Origin of the sequence: uncultured Arcobacter sp., from assembly GCF_937982575.1 — a bacterium.
GTDB lineage: Bacteria > Campylobacterota > Campylobacteria > Campylobacterales > Arcobacteraceae > Arcobacter.
On record NZ_CALJLR010000008.1, the window covers coordinates 73,457 to 95,661 of the forward strand.

The following is a 22,205-nucleotide window of genomic DNA, read 5'->3' on the forward strand; positions in this document are numbered from 1 at the left end:
TAACCTTATAAATTATCTTTTGCATAAGATAGGGCTTTTGCTTTTGCTTCATCTATTTTTGATGCATCTTTTCCACCAGCTTGTGCGAAGTCAGGTCTTCCCCCACCTCCTCCACCTACGATTGGAGCAATCTCTTTTATCCAGTTACCAGCTTTGATATTTGTATTTTTACTTCCAGCTACTAACATAACTTTGTCATCTTTTGCTTGGATTAAAAGTATTGCTACTTTTTCATTTCCATTTTTAGCATCATCAACTATTTTTTTGATATCACCATTTTTAACAATATCAACGATTACTTTTGTATCGCCAATCATCTCTTCAGCTATTGGAGCAGTTGAGGCACTTTGAGCTTCTGCAACTTCTTGTTTTAAAGTTTTTATTTGCTCTTTTAGTTTTTTAATACCAGAAATTACATCTGCATTTTTGATTTCATTTTCTATCTCATTCATTTTTGAAATGATAGAGTTCGTATATTTTATAGCAGCAGCTCCACAAACAGCTTCTATTCTTCGCACACCTGCACTAACACCTGATTCTTTTACTATATAAAAGCTTCCAATATCTAAGGCATTTCTTACATGTGTTCCACCACAAAACTCTACAGAGATATCTCCAAAGTTTACAACTCTAACAGTATCCCCATATTTTTCACCAAACATAGCAATAGCACCTCTTTGTTTAGCCTCTTCAATTGGTAACTCTTCAACACTACCTTTTAAAGCTCTTGTAATCATAGAGTTTACTAAATCTTGTACTTCTTCTATTTGTTCGTTTGTCATAGCTTTTGGATAAGTAAAGTCAAATCTTAATCTTGAAGAATCATTTAGTGAACCAGCTTGTGAAACTGTATCACCAAGTACCATTTTAAGTGCACTTTGTAAAAGGTGCGTAGCACTGTGATGTTTAGCAATCTCATATCTGTTTACTACAACAGCATTTACAGTTTCGCCTTTTTTTAGGTTTGAAGTTTCAACTTTTATTTTAGATAGGTTGATTCCATGAAACTTTGAAGTCTCTTCAATAATTGCAACATGCTCTTTATCTTCTAGCGCACCAATATCTCCAGTTTGTCCACCACTTGTTGCATAAAATGGAGTTTTATCAAGCATTATCCAGCCAGTTTGCCCTTTTTCTAAAGCATCAACTTCATTGAATTTTTCATCAAGGAGTGTAACTATTTTACTTTTATATGAAATATTGTCATAGCCAACAAATTCATTTACTCCATATTTTTCAAGTAGAACTTTAAAGTCACCCTCACTAGCTTCATCTCCACTACCTTTCCAAGCAGCTTTAGCTTTAGCTTTTTGTTCATCCATTAATTTATCAAATGTATCAATATCTACTTTTAAATCTTTTTCTCTCAACATATCTTCTGTTAAGTCTAATGGAAAACCATATGTATCATATAGTTTAAATGCAATTTCACCTGAAAAAGACTTTTTTGTATTTGCTAGTTCATCATTAAATAGTGTCATTCCTGAAGCGATAGTTTTAAAGAATCTCTCTTCTTCTAAACTTATTTGCTCTTTTATAAATGAAGCTTGCTCTTTTAAGTCACTATAATGTCCACCCATGATATTTATTAAAACATCAACAAGTTTTGACATAAATGCTTCTCTTAGACCCAGTAAGTAACCATGTCTAACTGCACGTCTTAAGATTCTTCTATTTACATAAGGTCGTCCTTCATTGCCAAAAAGAATTCCTTGAGAAAGCATAAAAGACACAGCTCTTAAGTGGTCAGCAATAACTCTGTATGAACCAATAGTCTCTTTCGTTGGCTGTTTTTTTGCTAATTGCGCTACTTTATTTACTAGTGGTTGGAAGTTTGAAGAATCAAAGTTATTTAAAACACCTTCTTTTATAGCAATAACTCTTTCAAGTCCCATACCTGTATCTATTGAAGGTTTAGGAAGTGGAGTTTTTACACCATTTTTTTGCTCATATTGCATAAATACAAGATTCCAGATTTCTAAAAATCTATCTCCATCTCCACCTAAATAATCCTCATCGCTTCCAAAGTTTTCGGCACCTTGGTCATAAAAGATTTCACTACATGGACCACATGGACCTGTATCACCCATAGCCCAAAAATTATCTTTATCGCCAAATCTTTTGATTCTAGAAGGGTCAATATATTTTTTCCAAATATCAAAGGCTTCATCATCTGTGTCATGGATTGTTACCCATAGTTTATCAATTGGTAAAGCTAAATTAACAGTAATAAACTCCCAAGCATAAGCTATGGCATCTTCTTTAAAATAATCACCAAATGAAAAATTACCTAACATCTCAAATAGTGTATGATGACGTGCTGTATATCCTACATTTTCAAGGTCATTATGTTTTCCACCCGCTCTTATACATAACTGACATGATGTTGCCGTTTTGTTTTGAGGAGCTGGAATAGCACCTGTGAATATATCTTTAAACTGAACCATACCTGCATTTGTAAAAAGTAGGGTTGGATCATCTGGGACTAGTGGCATAGATGATATAACATCATGCCCCTTACTTTTAAAAAACTCTAAATACTCTTTTCTAATATCCATATAAAATTCCAATTATAATTTAAGAACAAATATTTTACCTAAAATATAATTTATTAAAGATTATGTATACAAAATCACAAGTTTATTTAAAGTTTAAGTCTGTATAATTTTTTAAACAATACATATAAAAGGAAACTTGATGGGTAAGTATATAGAATTAACACAAGACAATTTTGATGCAACAGTTAAAGCTGGAATTTCAATGGTAGATTTCTGGGCACCATGGTGTGGGCCTTGTAGAATGTTAGCTCCAGTAATTGATGAATTAGCTGAAGAGTTCGAAGGTAAAGCAAACATTTGTAAAGTAAATACAGATGAAGAGCAAGATTTAGCAGTTAAATTTGGAGTAAGATCTATTCCAACAATTGTTTTTGTAAAAGATGGAGAAGTTGTTGACCAAATGGTTGGTGCTGCTTCAAAACAAGCTTTCGCTGATAAAATTAATTCTTTATTATAATAATAAATAATAAGTTTTGTAAAAAAGGTAAGAGATTTTTCTCTTGCCTTTTTTTATTTCTAAAATTAAAATATCTTTAAAAATAAATTATAGAAAATTATTCATTCATTAGTTTTATGAATATTACTGTTTAATACGATAAATAATATCAAAGGATAAAAATTATCCAATATGATATGCTACTTAATTAACCTTGTACTTAATGTTTTTTAAGTAGCATATTGTATTAATTAAATTTTTAACTTGTATTAGCAAATTACTTTGATAGAAAAAATAAAAAGAGGAATATATTTATGTTAGATTTAGCAATTATTGGTGGAGGACCAGCTGGACTTACGGCAGGTTTGTATGCAACTCGTGGTGGACTTAAAAATGTAACTATGTTTGAAATGGGTATGCCTGGTGGTCAAATCACAGGAAGTAGTGAAATAGAAAACTACCCAGGACAAGTTGAAATAGTAAGTGGAATGGATTTAATGGAATCTTGGCCAAAACAAGCTATGAGATTTGGATTAAAACATGAGATGAATCAAGTATCAAAAGTAACAAAATCTGGGGATATTTTTACAGTGGAACTAGTAGATGGTACAAAACAAGAAGCAAAATCAGTACTTTTAGCAACTGGTTCTGTTCCTAAAAAAGGTGGATTTAAAGGTGAGGAAGAACTTTTTGGAAAAGGAGTATCTACTTGTGCCACTTGTGATGGATTCTTTTATAAAAATAAAGAAGTAGCAGTTATTGGTGGAGGAGATACAGCTTTAGAAGAAGCAGTATACCTTGCTAAAATGTGTTCAAAAGTATATTTAGTGCACAGAAGAGATACTTATAGAGCAGCACCAAGTACAATCGAGCATATGAAAGCTTGTGAAAATATTGAAGAAGTTACAAATGTAACAGTTGAAGAAGTTTATGGTGATAATACTGGTGTTTTAGGCTTAAAAGTAAAAAGTAAAGAATCAGGTGAAATTAGAGATTTACCAGTTCCAGGTGTATTTACTTTTGTAGGAAGAGATGTATTAAGTGATAGCTTAAAACAAGAAGATGGAACATATCTTTGTGAAGTAAATGAAGCAACAGAAGTTGTTGTTGACCTTAAAATGAGAACAAATGTTCCTGGGCTTTATGCAGCAGGTGATGTTAGAATTGATGCAGCTAAACAAGTAGTTTGTGCAGCAGGTGATGGCGCAACAGCAGCTGTTAACATAATAGAATATTTAGGATAAAAGGATAAATAATGGGAAAATATATAGAATTGACACAAGATAACTTTGAAGCAACAGTTAAAGAGGGAATTTCAATGGTAGATTTCTGGGCACCATGGTGTGGACCTTGTAGAATGTTAGCTCCAGTTATAGATGAATTAGCTGAAGAGTTTGAAGGAAAAGCAAATATTTGTAAAGTAAACTCTGATGAAGAGCAAGACTTAGCAGTTAAATTTGGAGTAAGATCAATTCCAACAATACTTTTTATGAAAGATGGAGAAGTTGTTGACCAAATGGTTGGTGCAGCTTCTAAACAAGCTTTTGCAGATAAAATTAATAATCTACTTTAAAAACTCACTTTAAAAAATAAAAAAGATAGGGATTCTTCTCTATCTTTTTTTTTACTTAAAAAATTAATCTACATTAAATGACATACTTATGCCATACCAAACTTATATAATTAGATAAATAAAAATGAAAGGTTTATTATGAGCAATAATATGAAAATGGCACTTCCAATTTTGGTAGCGATTATTATAGCACTTCTTCCAACCCCTGAAGGGTTAGCAGTAAATGCACAGTATTTCTTTGCTGTATTTTTAGGAGTAATAGTAGGTTTAATCTTAGAACCAATTCCACCTGCGCTAATTGGTCTAATAGGTGTTGCTTTTTCTGCAACTTTTGGATTAGTTGGAGAGAGTGCTAAAGCTTCAGCTAAATGGGCTTTAAGTGGTTTCTCTAATGGAGTTATTTGGTTGATTTTTGCAGCATTTATGTTTGCTCTTGGTTATAAAAAATCAGGTTTGGGTAAACGTATTGCACTATTGTTGGTGAAAAAACTTGGTAAAACAACACTTGGTTTAGGGTATGCTGTAGCATTTGCTGACGGTATTCTTGCTCCTTTTATGCCATCAAACACTGCAAGAAGTGCAGGAACTATTTTCCCAATTGCGATTAATATTCCTCAAATGTTTAACTCAACTCCAGATAATGACCCTAGAAAAATAGGTTCATATATCTCTTGGGTTGCTATTGCTGCAACTTGTGTGACAAGTTCTATGTTTTTAACAGCACTTGCACCAAATTTACTTGCAGTTTCACTTGTTGAAAAAAATATAGGTGTAGTTATTGATTGGGGTACTTGGTTTAGTACATTGGCAATTATAATGGTACCACTATTTTTAATGGTTCCATACCTTGCATATATTGTATATCCACCAGAACAAAAAGTTTCTCCTGAAGCACCAGCTTGGGCAGCAAAACAACTTGTTGAAATGGGTTCTATTACAAAAAAAGAGATTACAATGTTATGTTTGGGGCTATTAGCACTTGCAATGTGGATTTTTGGAAAACAAATTGGTGTAAATAGTACAGTTGCTGCTATCTCGGTTCTTTGTTTGCTAGTCTTATTTGATGTAATTAATTGGGATGATGTAATTAGTAATAAAGCAGCAATCAATGTATTTATTTGGTTTGCAACACTTGTAGCTATGGCATCTGGACTAAAAGAAGTTGGATATTTAGAATGGGCATCTGGATTGATATCTAGTTGGTTAGTAGGAATGGATGCTGTTATGATAGGAATAGTTCTTCTTGTACTGTTCTTCTTATTCCACTACTTATTTGCAAGTGTAACTGCACATACAGTTGCTTTATTACCACTATTTTTAGGAATAGCTGCAAATTTAGTTTCACCAGATATGCTTCAACCAATAGCTATGCTTCTTGTTGGATCATTAGGTCTTATGGGTATTATAACTCCGTATGCTACTGGACCATCACCAATTTGGTATGGAGCTGGATATATTTCTCAAGCTACTTGGTGGAAACTAGGGTTAGTTTTTGGAGCTATATATTTAGGTGCTCTTGTTGCACTAGGTTTTGTAATTCTATAAATAGTAATTAAAAAATGGTGTCAAATTTTTTGGCACCATTCTTCTTTGAAAATTTAACTCAAATTTTTCTTATAAAAAAACTCCTAATTTTTTAAACTTATAAAAGTAATGGTGAACTTGTTTTGATTAACCTTATACTTAATATTTTTTAAGTAATATAACGACTTTACATAACTCTTTTGGCATACATTACTATTTCTTTATCTTGGAGAAATTATAATGTAATACTAAAGAAATTTATGACAACAAAATTATTGATATTAAAGAACATTTAGGATAATAAAATATGATTAATGTAGGTGTAGTAGGTAGTACAGGTAGAGTTGGGTCATTGTTGATTGATGATTTACAAAATGATGAACAAGCCAAACTAGGTGCTTGTCATGTTTTTGATGAATTAAAAAAGAGTGTGCCAGAAGGTACGGTTGTAACAAATGATATGAAAATACTTTTAGAAAGTGTTGATGTTGTTGTAGATTTTTCTGCACCAGTTGCAACTGAGAGTCTTCTTACAGAAGTTATTGAAGGTAAAAATAAAAAACCTTTAGTAATTGCAACTACTGGATTTAATAAACATCAACAAAACTTACTTGTAGAAGCTAGTAAATTAGTTCCTATTCTTTATTCTACAAATATGAGTTTAGGTGTTGCAGTTTTAAATAAACTTGTAGCCCTTGCTTCAAAAACGTTAAGAGATTTTGATATAGAGATTGTTGAACAACATCACAAACACAAAGTTGACTCTCCTTCTGGAACAGCTTTAACACTTGCAGAACATGCTGCAAATGCTAGAGATTTAAACTTAGATGACGTTAGAGTTTCTGGAAGAGATGGACTTATTGGTGCAAGAACAAAAGATGAAATTGCAGTTATGAGTTTAAGAGGTGGAGATATTGTAGGTCGTCACACAGTTGGATTGTATAATGATGGTGAATTTATTGAATTAAATCACACAGCAACAGCTAGAAATACTTTTTCAAAAGGTGCAATTAAAGCTGCAAAATGGCTTGTAAATAAAGAACCAGGCCTATATTCAATAAATGACTGTTTAGGTTTATAAGGAAATAATATGTGTGCAATAGTTGGAATATTTGGTAATGAAAAGGCTTCAAGACTAGCATCTTTGGCTTTGTTTTCTATGCAACATAGAGGACAAGAAGCAACAGGAATATCTTCATCATGTGATGGTAAAATTCATACTATTAAGAATAGAGGATTAGTTTCAGATGTTTTTACAAATGAAGCATTGGATTATCTAAAAGGTAATATGGCTATTGGACATAATAGATATTCAACAGCAGGTGGAGACTCTATTCTGGATGCTCAACCTGTATTTGCAAAATATAAACTTGGTGAAATCTCTATTGTACACAATGGTAATTTAATTAATAAAGATGAAATAAGAGAAGAGTTAATAGACAAAGGTGCAATTTTCCAAACGGGAATGGATACTGAAAACTTAATTCATCTAATTGCCAAAAATTCAAAAAATAGATTAAGAGATAGAATAAAAGAAGCCTTAGATAAAACTATTGGAGCATATTGTTTTATTATTCAATCACGTTCTAAACAGTTTGTTATTAGAGATAGATATGGTATTAGACCTCTATCATTGGGAAAAATAAAATCTGGTGGATATATAGTTGCTAGTGAAACTTGTGCTTTTGATTTAGTTGATGCTGAATATATTAGAGATGTTAAACCTGGTGAAATGTTGGTTTTTGATGAAAAAAATGAAGAACCAGAATCAATCCAGTTATATGAACCAGAATTTAGACCATGTGCTTTTGAATATGTATATTTTGCAAGACCAGATTCAGTAATAGATGGTAAAAATGTATATAGAACAAGAGAAAATATGGGAAGAGCTTTAGCAAAAAATGATAAAGGTAGCACTATTAGTTATGATATGGTAGTTCCAGTTCCTGATTCAGGAGTTCCTGCAGCACTTGGATATGCAGCAGAAAGTGGAATACCTTTTGAGTATGGAATTATCAGAAATCATTATGTAGGAAGAACGTTTATTGAACCTACACAAGAGATGAGAAACTTAAAAGTAAGAATGAAACTTTCACCTATGAAATCATTAATTGCTGGAAAATCATTACTTGTAATTGATGACTCAATTGTAAGAGGAACAACATCTAAAAGAATTGTAAAGATGTTAAAAGAAGCAGGTGCTAAAGAAGTTCACTTTAGAGTGGCAAGCCCAGAGATAAAGTTTCCATGTTTTTATGGGATAGATACTCCTACAAAAGAAGAATTAATCTCTCATAGAATGACTAAAGAAGAGATTGAAAAGTATATAGAAGCTGATTCCTTAGAGTATTTATCAATTGAAGATTTAACAGACTCTATTGGAAACGATAGAGATTATGCATTAGAGAGTTTCAACGGTGACTATTTCGTTAAAAAATAGTAAAATCACAAAAAAAAACAGCTTAGAAAACCTACTTACTATAGGAAGATATTTCCGAAGTAAGTTTGGTGAAACCATCTATAAAGTTCCTGTATCTATTTCTGGATTTACTTGTCCAAATATTGATGGTACAGTAGCAAAGGGTGGTTGTAGTTTTTGTGAAAATGACTCTTTTTCTCCTAATTTACAAGAAAAAAAGCCTAAATTTAAACTTCACCCTTCAAATCCTTTAAACCCTTATTTACAAGAGCAATTAAAGCAGCTTGAATTGCAGTTTAATGCTACAAGACAAAGACTTGAAAATAAGTTTGGAACTAAAAAATATATAGTCTATTTTCAATCATTTACAAATACATATGCTCCAATTGAAACACTAAAAGCACTTTACACAAAAGCTTTATCTTTTGAAAATGTCATAGGCTTAAGTATTGGGACAAGAACTGATTGTATGAGTGATGAGATTTTAGATTTTATAGAAAGCTTATCAAAAGACAAAGAGATTTGGGTTGAGTATGGAATACAGAGTTTTTATGATGAAACACTTGAAGAGATAAATAGAGGTGATAGTGCTTCTAATATGAGAGAGTGGATTAGTAAAACTAAACAAAGAGGTCTAAATGTTTGTGGACATTTAATCTATGGACTTCCAAATGAAACTCAAGAAATGATGTTAGAAACACTAAAGCAGACAATTGAATTAAATGTGGATTCAATCAAATTTCATCCTTTGTATGTGGTAAAAAATACACTTTTAACAGCAAAATATTTAAATGGAAAGTTTGAGCCTATAAGTGAAGAGCTGTATATTGATACAGTTGTAAAATCTATAAAAATACTTCCAAGAAATATCTCAATTCAGAGAATAACAGCTGGAATAGATGACAATACACTTCTTGCACCCCTATGGTGTAAAAATAAACATCAACAAATACAAAAAATAAAAAAAGCTTTAGTAAAAGAGGGATTAAGATATTAATTTGTATCTAAAAAGATACAAATTAAGTTTTGATTTTTAGAAGATAATCAACTACATTTTCAATAAATGCATCATGTTTTCTATCTTTTCTATAAGCAATATATAGTTTTCTAGTCATTCTATTATTACCTATTCTTGATTCAAATAATGCATTTGATTTAAGAAGTGAATCAATGGCATTTCTTGATACAATTGAAACAGTTGGAGCAGTAGTTGTATCTGAGTGAAGAACTGTTTGTACAATAGTTGTAGCACTTGTAACTTCACTTGTAACATCAAACTGATCACAGTCTGGGAAATTTGCTTTGTCAAGGTTTTCTTTAAATATCATTCTTGTATTTGAATCTGGATTTCTACAAACCCATTTATAAGATAATAAATCTTCAGGTTTTGCCCTTGCTGGAAGTTTTTGATTAGAGAATATTACAATCTCATCTTCCATCCACTCTCTATATATGATATTTTCTTCAGGAATATAGTTTTCAACTAAAGCAATATCAATCTTTTTGTCAAGTAAGTCTTCTATTGTTTTGTGAGAAACAGAGACATTTATTGATACATCATTATGAATATTCTCTTTTAGATGATTTAAAAATCTTGGTAAAATATAGTTACCTATGATAAATGAAGCACCAAACATGAAAGTAACATTTTTATTCATAATCTTTAGTAACTCTTTTTCTCCATTACTAACACATCTCTCAATTTTTTGGGCGATGTTATAAAGCATCTGTCCTTCTTTTGTGAGTCTAATACCATTTTTCTTTCTGTCCACAACTTGAACTTCTAGATACTCTTCTATAAATTTCATTTGTTGGGTAACAGCAGGTTGAGAAATACCAAGTTTAGCGGAAGCCTTTGAAAAAGATTTTTCTCTAACTACTGTTAAAAAAGTATTTACTTTTGCAAAATCATTAAGCATTTATTCAAAACCTTTTATTCTTTAGTTATGAGAATGATAACATTTATTTATATATAAAAATATTAATTTAAATAGTTTTATTTTATTTTTGATATAATAGTTAATTAATTGGAGTTAAAATGTCAGAAAATTTTTTATCAAGTTTGAATGAATCTCAACAAAAAGCTGCAAAACATATTGATGGCTCACTATTGATTTTAGCAGGTGCAGGTTCAGGTAAAACTAAAACTATTACCACAAGATTAGCATACCTTATATCAATAGGAATTGACCCTACCTCAATTTTAACGCTTACATTTACAAATAAAGCAGCAACTGAAATGAGAGAAAGAGCTTATACAATGATTGGTTCTAATATGACTACTCCTCCAATCCTTTGTACTTTCCATAAATTTGGTTTGCTTTTTTTGAAGTTTTATATGAGTGAATTAAATAGAAAAAACAATTTTATAATCATAGACACAGATGACAAAAAAAGAATACTAAGAAGTATAGAAAAAGATATCCCTGTTGCAATGTTAGTATCAGAAATATCAAAATACAAAAATACCTTATTGACTCCTTTAGAGGTAAAAACAGGAGCTGAACTTAAGATTTATCAACAAGTTGCAAATGTATATGAAAAATATGAGAACTATCTGTTAAAAAATAATTTAGTTGATTTTGATGATTTACTACTACTTCCTTACAGAATAATGTCAAATAACGCTAGCCTTGCAAAAGAGACAAGTAGTAAGTATCAATATATCATGGTAGATGAGTATCAAGATACAAATGAATTACAATATAAGTTATTAAGACTATTATGTACAACACACAATAACTTATGTGTTGTTGGTGATGATGACCAGTCTATTTATGGCTGGAGAGGTGCTACTATTAAAAATATTTTAAATTTTTCTGAGCATTTTGAAAATACATTAGTAGTAAAACTTGAAGAAAACTATAGATCAACAGATACTATTCTTGACCATGCAAACCAATTAATAGAGCACAATAGGGATAGATTGGGTAAAAAATTAATTGGAACAAGAGCAAAAGGTGATAGCATAAAAGTTTATGAATCACATGATGAAAATGAAGAGACAAGAAAATTAATTGAAGATATTAATAAGTTACTTGATAGTGGTGTAAGAGGTCGTGATATAGCGATATTATTTAGAGTAAATGCACTTTCAAGGTCTTTAGAAGAAGGTTTTAATAAGGCCGGACTTAACTATAAACTCGTTGGTGGAATGAAGTTTTATGAAAGAGCTGAAATAAAAGATTTGATTGCTTTTTTTAGAGTTATTACAAACTCATATGATAACTTCTCATTTAAAAGAATTGTAAATAAGCCAAAAAGAGGTATTGGTAAAACTACAATAGACAAACTTGAAGCAAAATCTATTGAGATGAAAAAGCCTATTTTTGAAATAGTTGATGAATTTTCACCAGATGAATTAAGTGCAATAGTAGGAAAGAAAAATTCAAGAACCCTAAAAGTATTTTTAGCCTCAATTTGGGACTTAAAAGATACTTTACAAGAGTCAAAGATGAGATTTCTAGATACTTTTGAAGATACTTTTGATTTTAGAGCTTCATTTGAAAATATACCAGATGGTTTTGAAAGACAAGCAAATATTGATGAGTTTTATGGGTATGTTAGGGACTATTTTATTCAAAATCCTCTTTTAGAACTAGATAACTTTTTAAATGAAATAGCTTTAGGAAGTGAAGATACTGAGTTAGAAAATGAAGCAATCTCAATGATGAGTATTCACGCTTCAAAAGGTTTGGAGTATAAGCATCTATTTATTATAGGTATGGAAGAGGGATTTTTCCCTATAATTGGCGATGGAAGTGATTCTGAAGAAGAGAGACGATTGGGTTATGTTGCCTTTACAAGAGCTATGGATAATTTAACTTGTAGTTTTGTTCACTCTAGATTTTATAAAGGCAAAAGAACAACTCTGTTAAAAAGTAGATTTTTAACTGAATCAGGACTAATAAAAGGGTGTTTAACAATCCAACAACAATCATCATCATTTAAAAAAGGTGATTTAGTAAAACACAAAATTTTTGGTATGGGAAGAGTTCAAAAAGCTGCAAAAGCTGGAAAAGACTTCAAACTTACAATCAATTTTGGTGGTACAAAAAGAGATATACTTTCATCATTTGTAGAAAAAGCTTAAGAGTTTTATGCAAAAAAGAATTTATAATAAAGAACCATTAAATAAGTTAATTGTTGTAAATAAACCAATGTTTATGAGTTCAAACTCTTATTTAAACAGAATAAAAAGAAAATATAAAAATAAAAAAGCTGGATTTTCAGGTACCTTAGACCCTTTTGCGAAAGGGTGTTTGATAGTTGCTTTTGGACAGTATTCTAAACTTTTTCAGTTTTTTCAAAAAACTCCAAAGACTTATAGGGCTGTTATTTGGTTGGGTGTAGTTTCTGATTCCCTTGATATTGAAAATGTAGTTTCTGTAAATGAAGAAAATAGATTAAATATAGAAGATATAAAAAAAGAGTTAAAAAGTTTAGAAAAAGAAATAGAGTATTATCCTCCAAAGTTTTCTGCCAAAAAAATTGATGGAGAGCGAGCATATAATTTAGCCCGTGAAGGCAAAGATGTTGAGATGAAAAAAAGTGTTATGAAAATTTTTGATACAAATTTTATCTCTTATAATCATCCCTTTATAACATTTGAGGCAAGTGTTAGTGAAGGAAGCTATATAAGAAGTTTGGCTCAAATTTTACTTGAAAGATTAAATAGAGTTGGTACTTTATCTTATCTAAACCGGTTAAATGAAGGAAAGTTTTTTTATGAAAATGAAAAAGATTTAAACCCCTTAGATTATTTAGATATGGAAGAGATAAGCTATAGTGGCGATAAGTCCTATTTTGAACAAGGTAAAAAAATCTTAATTGAATATTTAGATAAAAATGAAGATGGTAAATATTTGGTAAAATTTGATGATTTTTTTTCTATAATTGAAATAGAAAAAAAAGAAGTGAAATATATATTAAACAGGATAATGATATAAATGAATATAAGTGCTAAATCATATGCAAAAGTTAATATCTTTTTAAAAATTGCGGGTAAAAGAGATAATTATCATGAATTAGTTTCTAGGTTTGTAAGGGTTAAAAATCTATATGATACAATAACTTTTATTCCTGAAAATCCAAATAATGAGTTTAATCTTATTGGAGATTTTGGCTGTGATACAAAAAAGAATACAATATATAAAGCCTTTTTGGCATTAAGAGATAATTGTCCTAAAATAGATGCTTATTTTAGAATATATAGTATAAAAGTAGATAAAAAAATCCCTGAGTTTGCAGGACTTGGTGGTGGAAGTTCAAATGCTGCAACATTTTTAATTATGGCAAATAAGTTATTTGATTTATACTACTCAAAAGAGAAGTTAGCAAAAATAGGTGCAAAAATAGGTGCCGATGTTCCTTTTTTTATATATGAATATGATAGTGCAAATGTAACTGGCATTGGTGAGATTGTAGAAAAGTATGAGGAAGATATATTAGATATAGAAGTAATGACACCTAAAATTGAGTGTGATACAGGTAAAATATTTACATCTTTTAGAAATAAGTTTTATAAAGAGGTTTCTCAAGAAGAAAGAGACCTTCTTTTAAGTCTGAGTTCAAAAGATATATTAAATAAACTTGATATATCAAATGCAAATGATTTGTATAAACCTGCTCTTGATACCTATCCACAGTTAAAAGAGTATGAAAAGAAAGATTGGTTTTTTAGTGGAAGTGGAAGTAGTTTTTTTAAGGTAAATAATAATGGCTAAGAAAGAAAAAAATATTAATTTAACATTTAAGAATAAAAAGGCATTTCATGACTATTTTATACTTGAAAGTTTTGAAGCAGGTATAGAACTGCTTGGAAGTGAAGTAAAATCTATAAGAGAAGGAAGAGTAAATCTCAAAGACTCTTATGTAAGAATTATAAAAAATGAGGTCTTTATATTAAACCTTCATATCTCATATTTAGAGACTACAAATGCTGTTTTTAGACCTGAAGAAACAAGACCTAGAAAGTTACTTCTTCATAGGAAACAAATCAATAAATTATTTGAAAAAGTAACTAAAGATGGTATGACAATTGTTCCCTTAAAACTGTACTTCAATGCTAAAAATTTTGCAAAATTACAAATTGCAACTGCACAAGGTAAAAAGCTTTATGACAAAAGAGCAGACTTAAAAGAGAAGAGTTTAAAAAGAGAATCTGAACAAGCAATAAAAAATTGGTAAAAAAAGTCAATTTTTTATTATATATAGTCATAAAAAATAGAATAATTTAATTTGTTACTTATTGTAGTTTTAAATTAAACTTAAAAAAAAATACTAAAAAAAAAACTAATAATTAAGCTTATATTTATTCCTAATTCGTTAACATCTTTTCATAAGTGACAAATCTGTGACTTGTATAAAAAAATTAGTAGGAGGAGATTGATGCAAAACGGTGCACAAATCGAGTATGATTACTCAATTGCAAAAGCCTTTACATTTGCAACAATTCTGTTTGGTATCATTGGTATGTTAGTTGGTGTTATTCTAGCATTTCAAATGGCATTTCCTGAGTTAAATAATTTAGCTGGGGAATATGGTACTTTTAGTAGATTAAGACCTTTACACACAAATGGTGTTGCGTTTGGTTTTACTCTTAGTGGTATTTTTGCTTCATGGTATTACATCTCTCAAAGAGTATTAAAAGTCTCTTTGAAAGAATCACCATTTTTAATGGCCATTGGTAAATTACATTTTTTACTTTATTTCATCACTATTCTTTTAGCAGTTGTTACACTATTAGCTGGTATTACAACTTCAAAAGAGTATGCTGAATTAGAGTGGCCTTTAGATATTCTTATCACATTGTGGTGGGTTTTATGGGGTATAAGTATTTTTGGATTGATAGGTATTAGAAGAGAGAGAACATTATATATCTCTATTTGGTACTTTATTGCATCTTTCTTAGCAGTTGCTATGTTACACCTTTTTAACTCTATGGAAGTTCCAACAGCGTTAGTTTCAGGTTATGGTAACTGGTATCACTCTGTTTCTATGTATTCAGGTTCAAATGATGCTCTAGTACAATGGTGGTATGGACACAATGCAGTTGGTTTTGTATTTACAGTTCCAATTATTGCGATGATCTATTACTTTTTACCAAAAGAGTCTGGACAAAATGTTTACTCATATAAGTTATCTATTTTAGCTTTCTGGGGATTAATGTTTGTTTATCTTTGGGCTGGAGGACATCACCTAATTTATTCAACTGTTCCAGATTGGATGCAAACTATGGGTTCTGTTATGTCAGTTGTTTTAATTTTACCATCATGGGGATCAGCAATTAATATGCTTTTAACAATGAAGGGTGAGTGGCAACAGTTACAATCTAATACTTTAATTAAATTTATGGTTTTAGCTTCAACTTTCTATATGTTATCAACAATTGAAGGTCCAATTCAATCAATTAAATCAGTTAATGCAATTGCGCACTTTACTGACTGGATTCCAGGACACGTACATGATGGTACATTAGGTTGGTTAGTATTTATGATTATGGCTGCTTTATATCATATGGCACCTAGAATGTATGGAAGAGAAATATATTCTAAATCATTAATGGATACACAATTTTGGTTACAAACTACAGGTATCGTTTTATACTTTACATCTATGTGGATTGCAGGAATTACTCAAGGTATGATGTGGAGAGCATATGATGAATATGGTTCATTAGTTTACTCTTTTATTGATACAGTAACTGTATTACAACCATACTATACAATTAGAGCAGTTGGTGGATTAATGTACTTAATTGGTTTCTTTATGTTTGCATATAATATGTATAAAACGGCAACTGCAGGTAGAGTTCTTGATAAAGAACCAACTAACGCAACGCCAGTAGCTGCATAAGAAGGAGGGATTATTATGTTTCATTGGTTCGAACAAAGACCGTTTTTCTTTGCGGTATTAGTATTTATATTTATTGCATTTGCAGGTATTATTGAAATTATTCCTGATTTTGCAAAACAATCAAGACCTACAGTAGGTACAAAACCTTACAGTGTGTTAGAGTTAACAGGAAGACATGTATATATTAAAGATTCATGTAATGCTTGTCACTCTCAATTAGTTAGACCATTTAAATCAGAAACTGATAGATATGGTATGTATTCATTATCTGGTGAATATGCTTATGATAGACCATTTTTATGGGGATCAAAAAGAACAGGTCCAGATTTAATGAGAGTTGGAAATTATAGAACTACAGATTGGCATGAAACTCATATGATGGATGCTGCTTCTGTTGTTCCAGGTTCAATTATGCCTTCTTATGCACATCAATTTTTAAATATTGCTGATGTAGAGACTGCATATGGAGAAGCTGTTACAGTTAAAAAGGTATTTAATACTCCATATGATGTAGATTTAAATGGAGATGGAAAGATAGATGTTCCATTAGGAACATTTGAAGAAGCAAAAGCTGAAGCTTTAAAAGAAGCAGAAGCAATTGCTGCAAATATGAAAAGTAAAGCTGTAAAAGATGCCGTAGCGAACGGTCAGATTCCTGAGATTGTTGCGATTATCGCGTACATGAATTCTTTAAAATAAGAGGTTAGATATGAGTCATCAAGAGATAGTTGATTTGCAAGGATATTTGAAGTTTTTTCTTATTCTTGCTGTATTTGTCATTTTTTATGCTTACGCTTACTCAATATACAAAAGAGATAAAAAGGGTGAGAGAGATTTTGAAAAATATTCAGACTTGGTACATGATGACTCAGTAGAGTCTAAACCTCTTGAAGATAGAAATAACAATTTAGACGAAAATAAGAAGGAGAAATAGTATGAAATCTATGGTAATAGGTGGAATTATTCTTATCGTCGCTTTATTAGCAGGAACTTACTTCGTTGCAGGTGATGCTTTTAATAGTGATGATTATATTAATAGTTTAACAATGCTTGGAGCAGTTGCAATTATTACAATTACAGTATTTGTTACTCTTAAGTATATTAATCAAATGAAAAATGATACTGCTGGTGGTGAATTAGCAGATGAAAAATGGGATGGTATTGGTGAATATAAAAATCCAATTCCTACAGGTTGGGGATTAGCATTTATTGGAACTATTGTTTGGTTATTTTGGTACTGGACAGTTGGTTATCCAACAAATGGGTTCTCTCAAATTGGTCAATGGAATGAAGAGACTATTGAATTCAATAAAAAATTTGAGTCAAAATGGCAAAATCCATCACAAGAAACTTTAACTGCAATGGGTGAATCTATATTTTTAGTACAATGTTCACCTTGTCATGGTGTTGACGCAGAAGGTATCAATGGTAAATCACAAAATTTAACATTAAGAATTACAAAAGATCATGTTGAACATGCCATTAAGACAGGTTTAAATAACTTAAAAACTTCATATCCAAGTGGAATGCCTCCTATGATGTTAACAGATGAAGGTGACATTGATGCAGTTTCAACTTATGTTGCAGGTGGATTCAAAGGTGAACAACCTGATGCATATGGTGTTTGTGCTGGTTGTCATGGTCCTGATGGTACAGGTATTGAAGCAGTTGGTCCAAATATTAAAACATATGACGATGCTCTAGTTTCTGCTGTATTAGAGAATGGTAAAACACATGGAATAATTGGTACAATGCCAAGTTTCAAAGGTAGATTAAACCCTACTCAAGAAAAAGCAGTTGCTGCTTATATTCAAAGTTTAGGAGAGTAAAATGGCTGGAAATTCTCAAATGAATGAAAGTGAAAGAGGTATATTTGCTCTTAGTGGTATCACTGGGATGTTAATTGCTACTGTATTATTACTATCAATACTTGGTGGTTTAACATATTTTGGTATTATGACACAGGCAAATGAAGCTCAAAATTTTTATAAAATCAATCAAGATCTAAATGGTCTTGAAGCTAACAGTTCAGATAATGCTAGTCATTACGAACTTGTTGGTAAAAAGTAAGGAGTAGACTATGGATAAAATTATTTGGCTACTATTATTGGCATCAGCTGTATTATCAGTTTACTTAGCATTCTTTGATTCTTCAAGAGTATTTGTAGGATAAATGAAAGCTTTTGCAATCTTAAAAATAGCAGTGTTTTCACTGCTATTTTTTTTAATCCCCTTAAATGCAAGTATAAATAAATTTGTCATATCAGATGACGTTGTTATTGATGCAAGAACTGCAGCAAAAATATTGGAAATAGGCTCTGAAGTAAAGAGTAAAACAAATGTAAATATATATGTCTATGCTAGAACAAATCTTGGACTAGGTAAAGATATCCCCACAAAAGAAAAAATAGAATTTATTAAAAAACATGAACATAAAATAAGTTCACAATTAGAAAAACCTTATGTTTTAATGAGTATTGCTTTAGAGCAAACACATGTAAATATACTTATGTCTGAAAAATTAGAAAAAATAATAGATAAAAATGATATTTTAAATGGTTATGTAGTACCATTACTTGCTTCAAAAGATAAGAATACATTATTCACAAAAGTTAGTGCTGCTGTATTAAATGGTTATGATGAAATAGCTGATCAAATAGCCCATGCAAATGGCATAGAAAAACTTGAAACAGGTATTCCAGATTCTGGTAAAACAGCTGGAACTATATGGAAAGTTTTTATGTATACAATAGTTTTAGGTGGTATTCTTCTTTATACTTTTGCAGTATTAAGATCAAAAAAGAAATAGGTAATAAATGAAAAAAAGAAATTATTGGCCACTGCTTTTTATTGGTATATTCTCATTTACATTTGCAATGATAGTTTGGACTATCGTATCAGCTGTAAATACACCAGTACATGAAGATAAATCATTTTTAAGTACATATCATAATGTTGATGGCGATTATAACGATATTGTTGCTTCAAATGAAAAGTTTAGTAAAAAATATAATGTTAAAATTAAAATCAATGAAAAAGAGTTTGATAAATTGGATATAAGTGACGTCTTTTTATCTCAACGAGTAATTGATAATAAATCAATGCACAAAGATATTTTTAATAAAGGTTCAAACAATATCACTTTTGAATTAAGTGATAAGACTGGATTAAAAATAGATAATGCAAAAATTAATTTTAAAGTTACACGAGCAACAAATAGTTATTCCGATATAGATATTTCAAACAATGAAGATAATAACTACTCTTTTTCTTTTGAATTAGCAAAAGAGGGTAACTGGAATATTACAGGAACAATTGATACAACTGATGGAGAAAAAGGCTACTTTTACATAAAGTCAAATGCTATTAATAGATAATAAGCTTATAGTCTATCCCACCTCAAGAGCTATAAGAGAAGCCACAAAAAAAAGAAGCAGTGAGAATTTATTGCTTCCTTCTTGTATAACTATTGACGAACTATTTAAAAAATCAATCTCAATTTCAAACAAAAAATATATAGACGAAGAACAAAGATTTTTATATCTTAAATCTGCATCTAATGTAAAAAGATTAGAAAAATTAGGTATTTCAAATAATTTCACTTCTTTTTTAAAACAATCAGATTATCTGTTTAGATTTTTTGGTGAATTATCTGCAGAAAAGGTATCAATTGATAGCTTAGAATTAGTAGACACTTATGAGTATTACAAAGAACATATTGAGATATTAAAAGAGATTTATAATAACTATACAAATATATTAAATGAAAACAATGCTATAGATAAAATTAATTTACCCACCAATTATGAGATTAATAGCAACTTCTTAGATAGATATGAAAGTATAGAGATATATTTTGAAGGGTATTTTACTAACTTTGAATTAGAAATAATATTAAAAATATCAAAACAAATCAAAACAATAATAAATTTGTCATTCAATAAATATAATGAAAAATCAATACAAAGTTTTATTGAACTTGGTTTTGATTTAAAGTGTGGTTTTAATTACAAAATTGATTTGACAAATAAAGAGATATTGGAAAAAGAAGAGGAAATAAGTTATTTAGAAAATATAAAAACCTCTGCATTTACAAGTAGAATAAATCAAATTGCTTTTATAAAAGAATCAATAACAAATGCAGTTAATTCTGGAATTGAAGCACAAAATATAGTCTTAGTAGTTCCCGATGAAAAGTTTATAAGTATAATAGAGCAGTTTGATGATGAGGGTTATTTTAACTATGCCATGGGGAAAAGTATAAATAATAGCAAAATTTATAAATCTCTTACTTCCATATATAACTATCTTAACGAAGATGAAAGAAAAACAAAAGAGACAGTAGAGTTTTATAAGATAGATATTGCTTTATTAGAGAGTTTAAAAACTGTTTGGAATAAGAGCCTACAAAAAGATGATTTTAATTTAGTTGTTGAATATATAACATCAATTGAACACAATAAAGAGTTAATAGAAAAGTTTGATGAATTAATATATAAACTAAATCATCTATTTTTTAATAGTATTCAAAAAATAGTTTTTAAAGAGGCTATTAAAATACTTATTCAAAAAATATCAAAAATATCTTTAGATGATATAAATTCTGGCATGATAACAGTAATGGGTCTTCTAGAAACCAGAGCTGTAGATTATGAAGCTGTGATAATTTGTGATTTTAATGAAAACTTTATTCCCAAATCTAGCATAAAAGACAAATTCTTATCTTCTATTATTAAAAAAAGAGCAAAATTACCAACTCAAAAAGATAGAGAAAATCTACAAAAGTATTATTACTACAAGCTAATAAATAGTGCAAAAAATCTATATATCTCATACACACAAAATGAAACAATGCAAATAAGTAGGTTTGCAGATGAACTTTTTAAAGATAAAATGGATACTCAAACAAAAGATAAAGAGTATAAAGAGATACTGTATAAAAATAAAAACATAAATCATTTTGATGAAGAGATTATTTTTGATATAGATTTATCAAAGCAAGAGTGGTCAGCAACATCACTTAAAAAGTATTTAGAGTGTAAAAGAAAATATTACTTAGAGTATATCCATAAAATAAAAGAGCATAGCACTAGTTTAAAGCCAAAAGGATATGAATTAGGAAGTATGGTTCATAAAACACTAGAAAGCGCTTATAGAAGCTTTGATGTTGATAATATAAATTTTGAACTTATCAAATCACTTTTTGAAAAGCAGGTTAATCATAATCCATTTTTATTACTTGATAAAGAGGTATTTTTAAAAAAATTAAATACCTTTGTAGAGTTTGAAAATAAAAGATTTGAAAATAGAGATTTAAAAGTTCTTGATATAGAAAAAGATTTTAAATTTAATTTTAATGGAATAGTTTTAAAAGGTAGCATTGATAGAATTGATAAGTTAAATGATGAGTACTTGCTAATTGACTATAAAACTTCTTCAAGTCTAAAAGTTGATAGTTTAAAAACATATGATAGTAGTGTTGATTTTCAATTAGAATTCTATTATTTAGCCTGTAGAGAGCTTTTTGGATATGAGAATATAAAAGCTTATTATTATGATTTAAATAGTTCTAGACTCTTAGAAGAGACTGTATTATTAGAAAAGCTAGAACTATTAAAAGATATATTTATAGAACTAGAAACAAAAAAAGTAAATTTTGAGAAGTGTGATAAAACAACTATATGTCAGTACTGTGAGTTTAAAACTATTTGTGATAGATAATAAAGAGCCAAGCAATAAGCTTGGCTCTTCCGCGCGCTTTTAATTTAAATAACCCTTATAAATATTAAAATGCGTAAGTAACACTAGCAAATAGTTTGTCATAATCATTAGCAGTAG

The 22,205-nt window shown here is 29.8% G+C and carries 21 protein-coding genes; 19 read left to right on the plus strand and 2 right to left on the minus strand.

Translation table 11 applies throughout. The annotated features are described in order from the left end of the window. Positions 1-5: 5 nt before the first annotated feature. Positions 6-2,558, minus strand: coding sequence for an alanine--tRNA ligase (alaS, locus tag Q0617_RS08245; RefSeq protein ID WP_298752335.1), 2,553 nt, complete (start codon positions 2,556-2,558; stop codon positions 6-8). Positions 2,559-2,697: 139 nt separating this feature from the next. On the opposite strand from alaS, the gene trxA (Q0617_RS08250) reads away from it, so the two are divergent. The 7 genes from trxA (Q0617_RS08250) (at position 2,698) to Q0617_RS08280 (ending at position 9,507) form a co-directional block, all read left to right on the plus strand. After that, positions 2,698-3,015: a thioredoxin gene (gene trxA, locus Q0617_RS08250; RefSeq protein WP_298752337.1), complete on the plus strand. Its 318-nt coding sequence runs from the start codon at positions 2,698-2,700 to the stop codon at positions 3,013-3,015. Between the two features lie 293 nt (positions 3,016-3,308). Beyond that, positions 3,309-4,238, plus strand: a complete 930-nt coding sequence (trxB, locus tag Q0617_RS08255; RefSeq protein ID WP_298752338.1) for a thioredoxin-disulfide reductase — start codon at positions 3,309-3,311, stop codon at positions 4,236-4,238. 11 nt (positions 4,239-4,249) lie between these two features. After that, positions 4,250-4,567, plus strand: a complete 318-nt coding sequence (gene trxA, locus Q0617_RS08260) for a thioredoxin (protein WP_298752339.1) — start codon at positions 4,250-4,252, stop codon at positions 4,565-4,567. Between the two features lie 138 nt (positions 4,568-4,705). Further along, entirely contained in the window at positions 4,706-6,112 is a 1,407-nt protein-coding gene (locus Q0617_RS08265) for a DASS family sodium-coupled anion symporter (RefSeq protein ID WP_298752342.1), read from the plus strand. A 286-nt stretch (positions 6,113-6,398) separates the two neighbouring features. Further along, complete coding sequence (dapB, locus tag Q0617_RS08270) at positions 6,399-7,172, plus strand: 4-hydroxy-tetrahydrodipicolinate reductase (protein WP_298752344.1); 774 nt, start codon at positions 6,399-6,401, stop codon at positions 7,170-7,172. Between the two features lie 9 nt (positions 7,173-7,181). After that, complete coding sequence (purF, locus tag Q0617_RS08275; RefSeq protein ID WP_298752346.1) at positions 7,182-8,531, plus strand: amidophosphoribosyltransferase; 1,350 nt, start codon at positions 7,182-7,184, stop codon at positions 8,529-8,531. Then, positions 8,509-9,507, plus strand: a complete 999-nt coding sequence (locus tag Q0617_RS08280; protein WP_298752348.1) for a TIGR01212 family radical SAM protein — start codon at positions 8,509-8,511, stop codon at positions 9,505-9,507. Before purF ends, Q0617_RS08280 begins: the two co-directional genes overlap by 23 nt. A 22-nt stretch (positions 9,508-9,529) precedes the next feature. On the opposite strand, the gene Q0617_RS08285 is transcribed toward Q0617_RS08280, so the two are convergent. Then, a complete protein-coding gene (locus tag Q0617_RS08285; RefSeq protein WP_298752350.1) occupies positions 9,530-10,429 on the minus strand; it encodes a LysR family transcriptional regulator in 900 nt (299 codons plus the stop codon). Between the two features lie 119 nt (positions 10,430-10,548). On the opposite strand from Q0617_RS08285, the gene Q0617_RS08290 reads away from it, so the two are divergent. From Q0617_RS08290 to Q0617_RS08345, 12 genes are all read left to right on the plus strand, one after another. Beyond that, a complete protein-coding gene (locus tag Q0617_RS08290; protein ID WP_298752352.1) occupies positions 10,549-12,603 on the plus strand; it encodes a UvrD-helicase domain-containing protein in 2,055 nt (684 codons plus the stop codon). 7 nt (positions 12,604-12,610) lie between these two features. Further along, the gene (truB, locus tag Q0617_RS08295; protein ID WP_298752353.1) at positions 12,611-13,459 is read left to right on the plus strand and encodes a tRNA pseudouridine(55) synthase TruB; all 849 of its coding nucleotides are present in this window, start codon (positions 12,611-12,613) and stop codon (positions 13,457-13,459) included. Continuing rightward, positions 13,460-14,236 (plus strand): 4-(cytidine 5'-diphospho)-2-C-methyl-D-erythritol kinase, encoded by a 777-nt coding sequence (locus Q0617_RS08300; protein ID WP_298752355.1) that lies wholly within the window; start codon positions 13,460-13,462, stop codon positions 14,234-14,236. Continuing rightward, positions 14,229-14,699, plus strand: a complete 471-nt coding sequence (gene smpB / locus Q0617_RS08305; protein ID WP_298752357.1) for an SsrA-binding protein SmpB — start codon at positions 14,229-14,231, stop codon at positions 14,697-14,699. Before Q0617_RS08300 ends, smpB begins: the two co-directional genes overlap by 8 nt. 201 nt (positions 14,700-14,900) lie before the next feature. Then, positions 14,901-16,367, plus strand: coding sequence for a cytochrome-c oxidase, cbb3-type subunit I (gene ccoN / locus Q0617_RS08310; protein ID WP_298752359.1), 1,467 nt, complete (start codon positions 14,901-14,903; stop codon positions 16,365-16,367). A gap of 15 nt (positions 16,368-16,382) precedes the next feature. After that, complete coding sequence (ccoO, locus tag Q0617_RS08315) at positions 16,383-17,066, plus strand: cytochrome-c oxidase, cbb3-type subunit II (RefSeq protein WP_298752361.1); 684 nt, start codon at positions 16,383-16,385, stop codon at positions 17,064-17,066. A gap of 10 nt (positions 17,067-17,076) precedes the next feature. Further along, positions 17,077-17,301 carry a CcoQ/FixQ family Cbb3-type cytochrome c oxidase assembly chaperone gene (locus Q0617_RS08320; RefSeq protein WP_298752362.1) on the plus strand — a complete coding sequence of 75 codons (225 nt, stop codon included), beginning with the start codon at positions 17,077-17,079 and terminating at the stop codon, positions 17,299-17,301. A gap of 1 nt (position 17,302) precedes the next feature. After that, positions 17,303-18,196 carry a cbb3-type cytochrome c oxidase N-terminal domain-containing protein gene (locus tag Q0617_RS08325; protein WP_298752363.1) on the plus strand — a complete coding sequence of 298 codons (894 nt, stop codon included), beginning with the start codon at positions 17,303-17,305 and terminating at the stop codon, positions 18,194-18,196. Position 18,197: 1 nt separating this feature from the next. After that, entirely contained in the window at positions 18,198-18,437 is a 240-nt protein-coding gene (locus tag Q0617_RS08330) for a DUF4006 family protein (RefSeq protein ID WP_298752364.1), read from the plus strand. A 103-nt stretch (positions 18,438-18,540) separates the two neighbouring features. Next, a complete protein-coding gene (locus tag Q0617_RS08335) occupies positions 18,541-19,176 on the plus strand; it encodes a hypothetical protein (protein ID WP_298752365.1) in 636 nt (211 codons plus the stop codon). A 7-nt stretch (positions 19,177-19,183) separates the two neighbouring features. Continuing rightward, on the plus strand, positions 19,184-19,744 hold the full coding sequence (locus tag Q0617_RS08340; protein ID WP_298752367.1) for a FixH family protein: 561 nt from the start codon (positions 19,184-19,186) through the stop codon (positions 19,742-19,744). Continuing rightward, on the plus strand, positions 19,728-22,088 hold the full coding sequence (locus tag Q0617_RS08345; RefSeq protein WP_298752368.1) for a PD-(D/E)XK nuclease family protein: 2,361 nt from the start codon (positions 19,728-19,730) through the stop codon (positions 22,086-22,088). Before Q0617_RS08340 ends, Q0617_RS08345 begins: the two co-directional genes overlap by 17 nt. Positions 22,089-22,205: the final 117 nt, after the last annotated feature.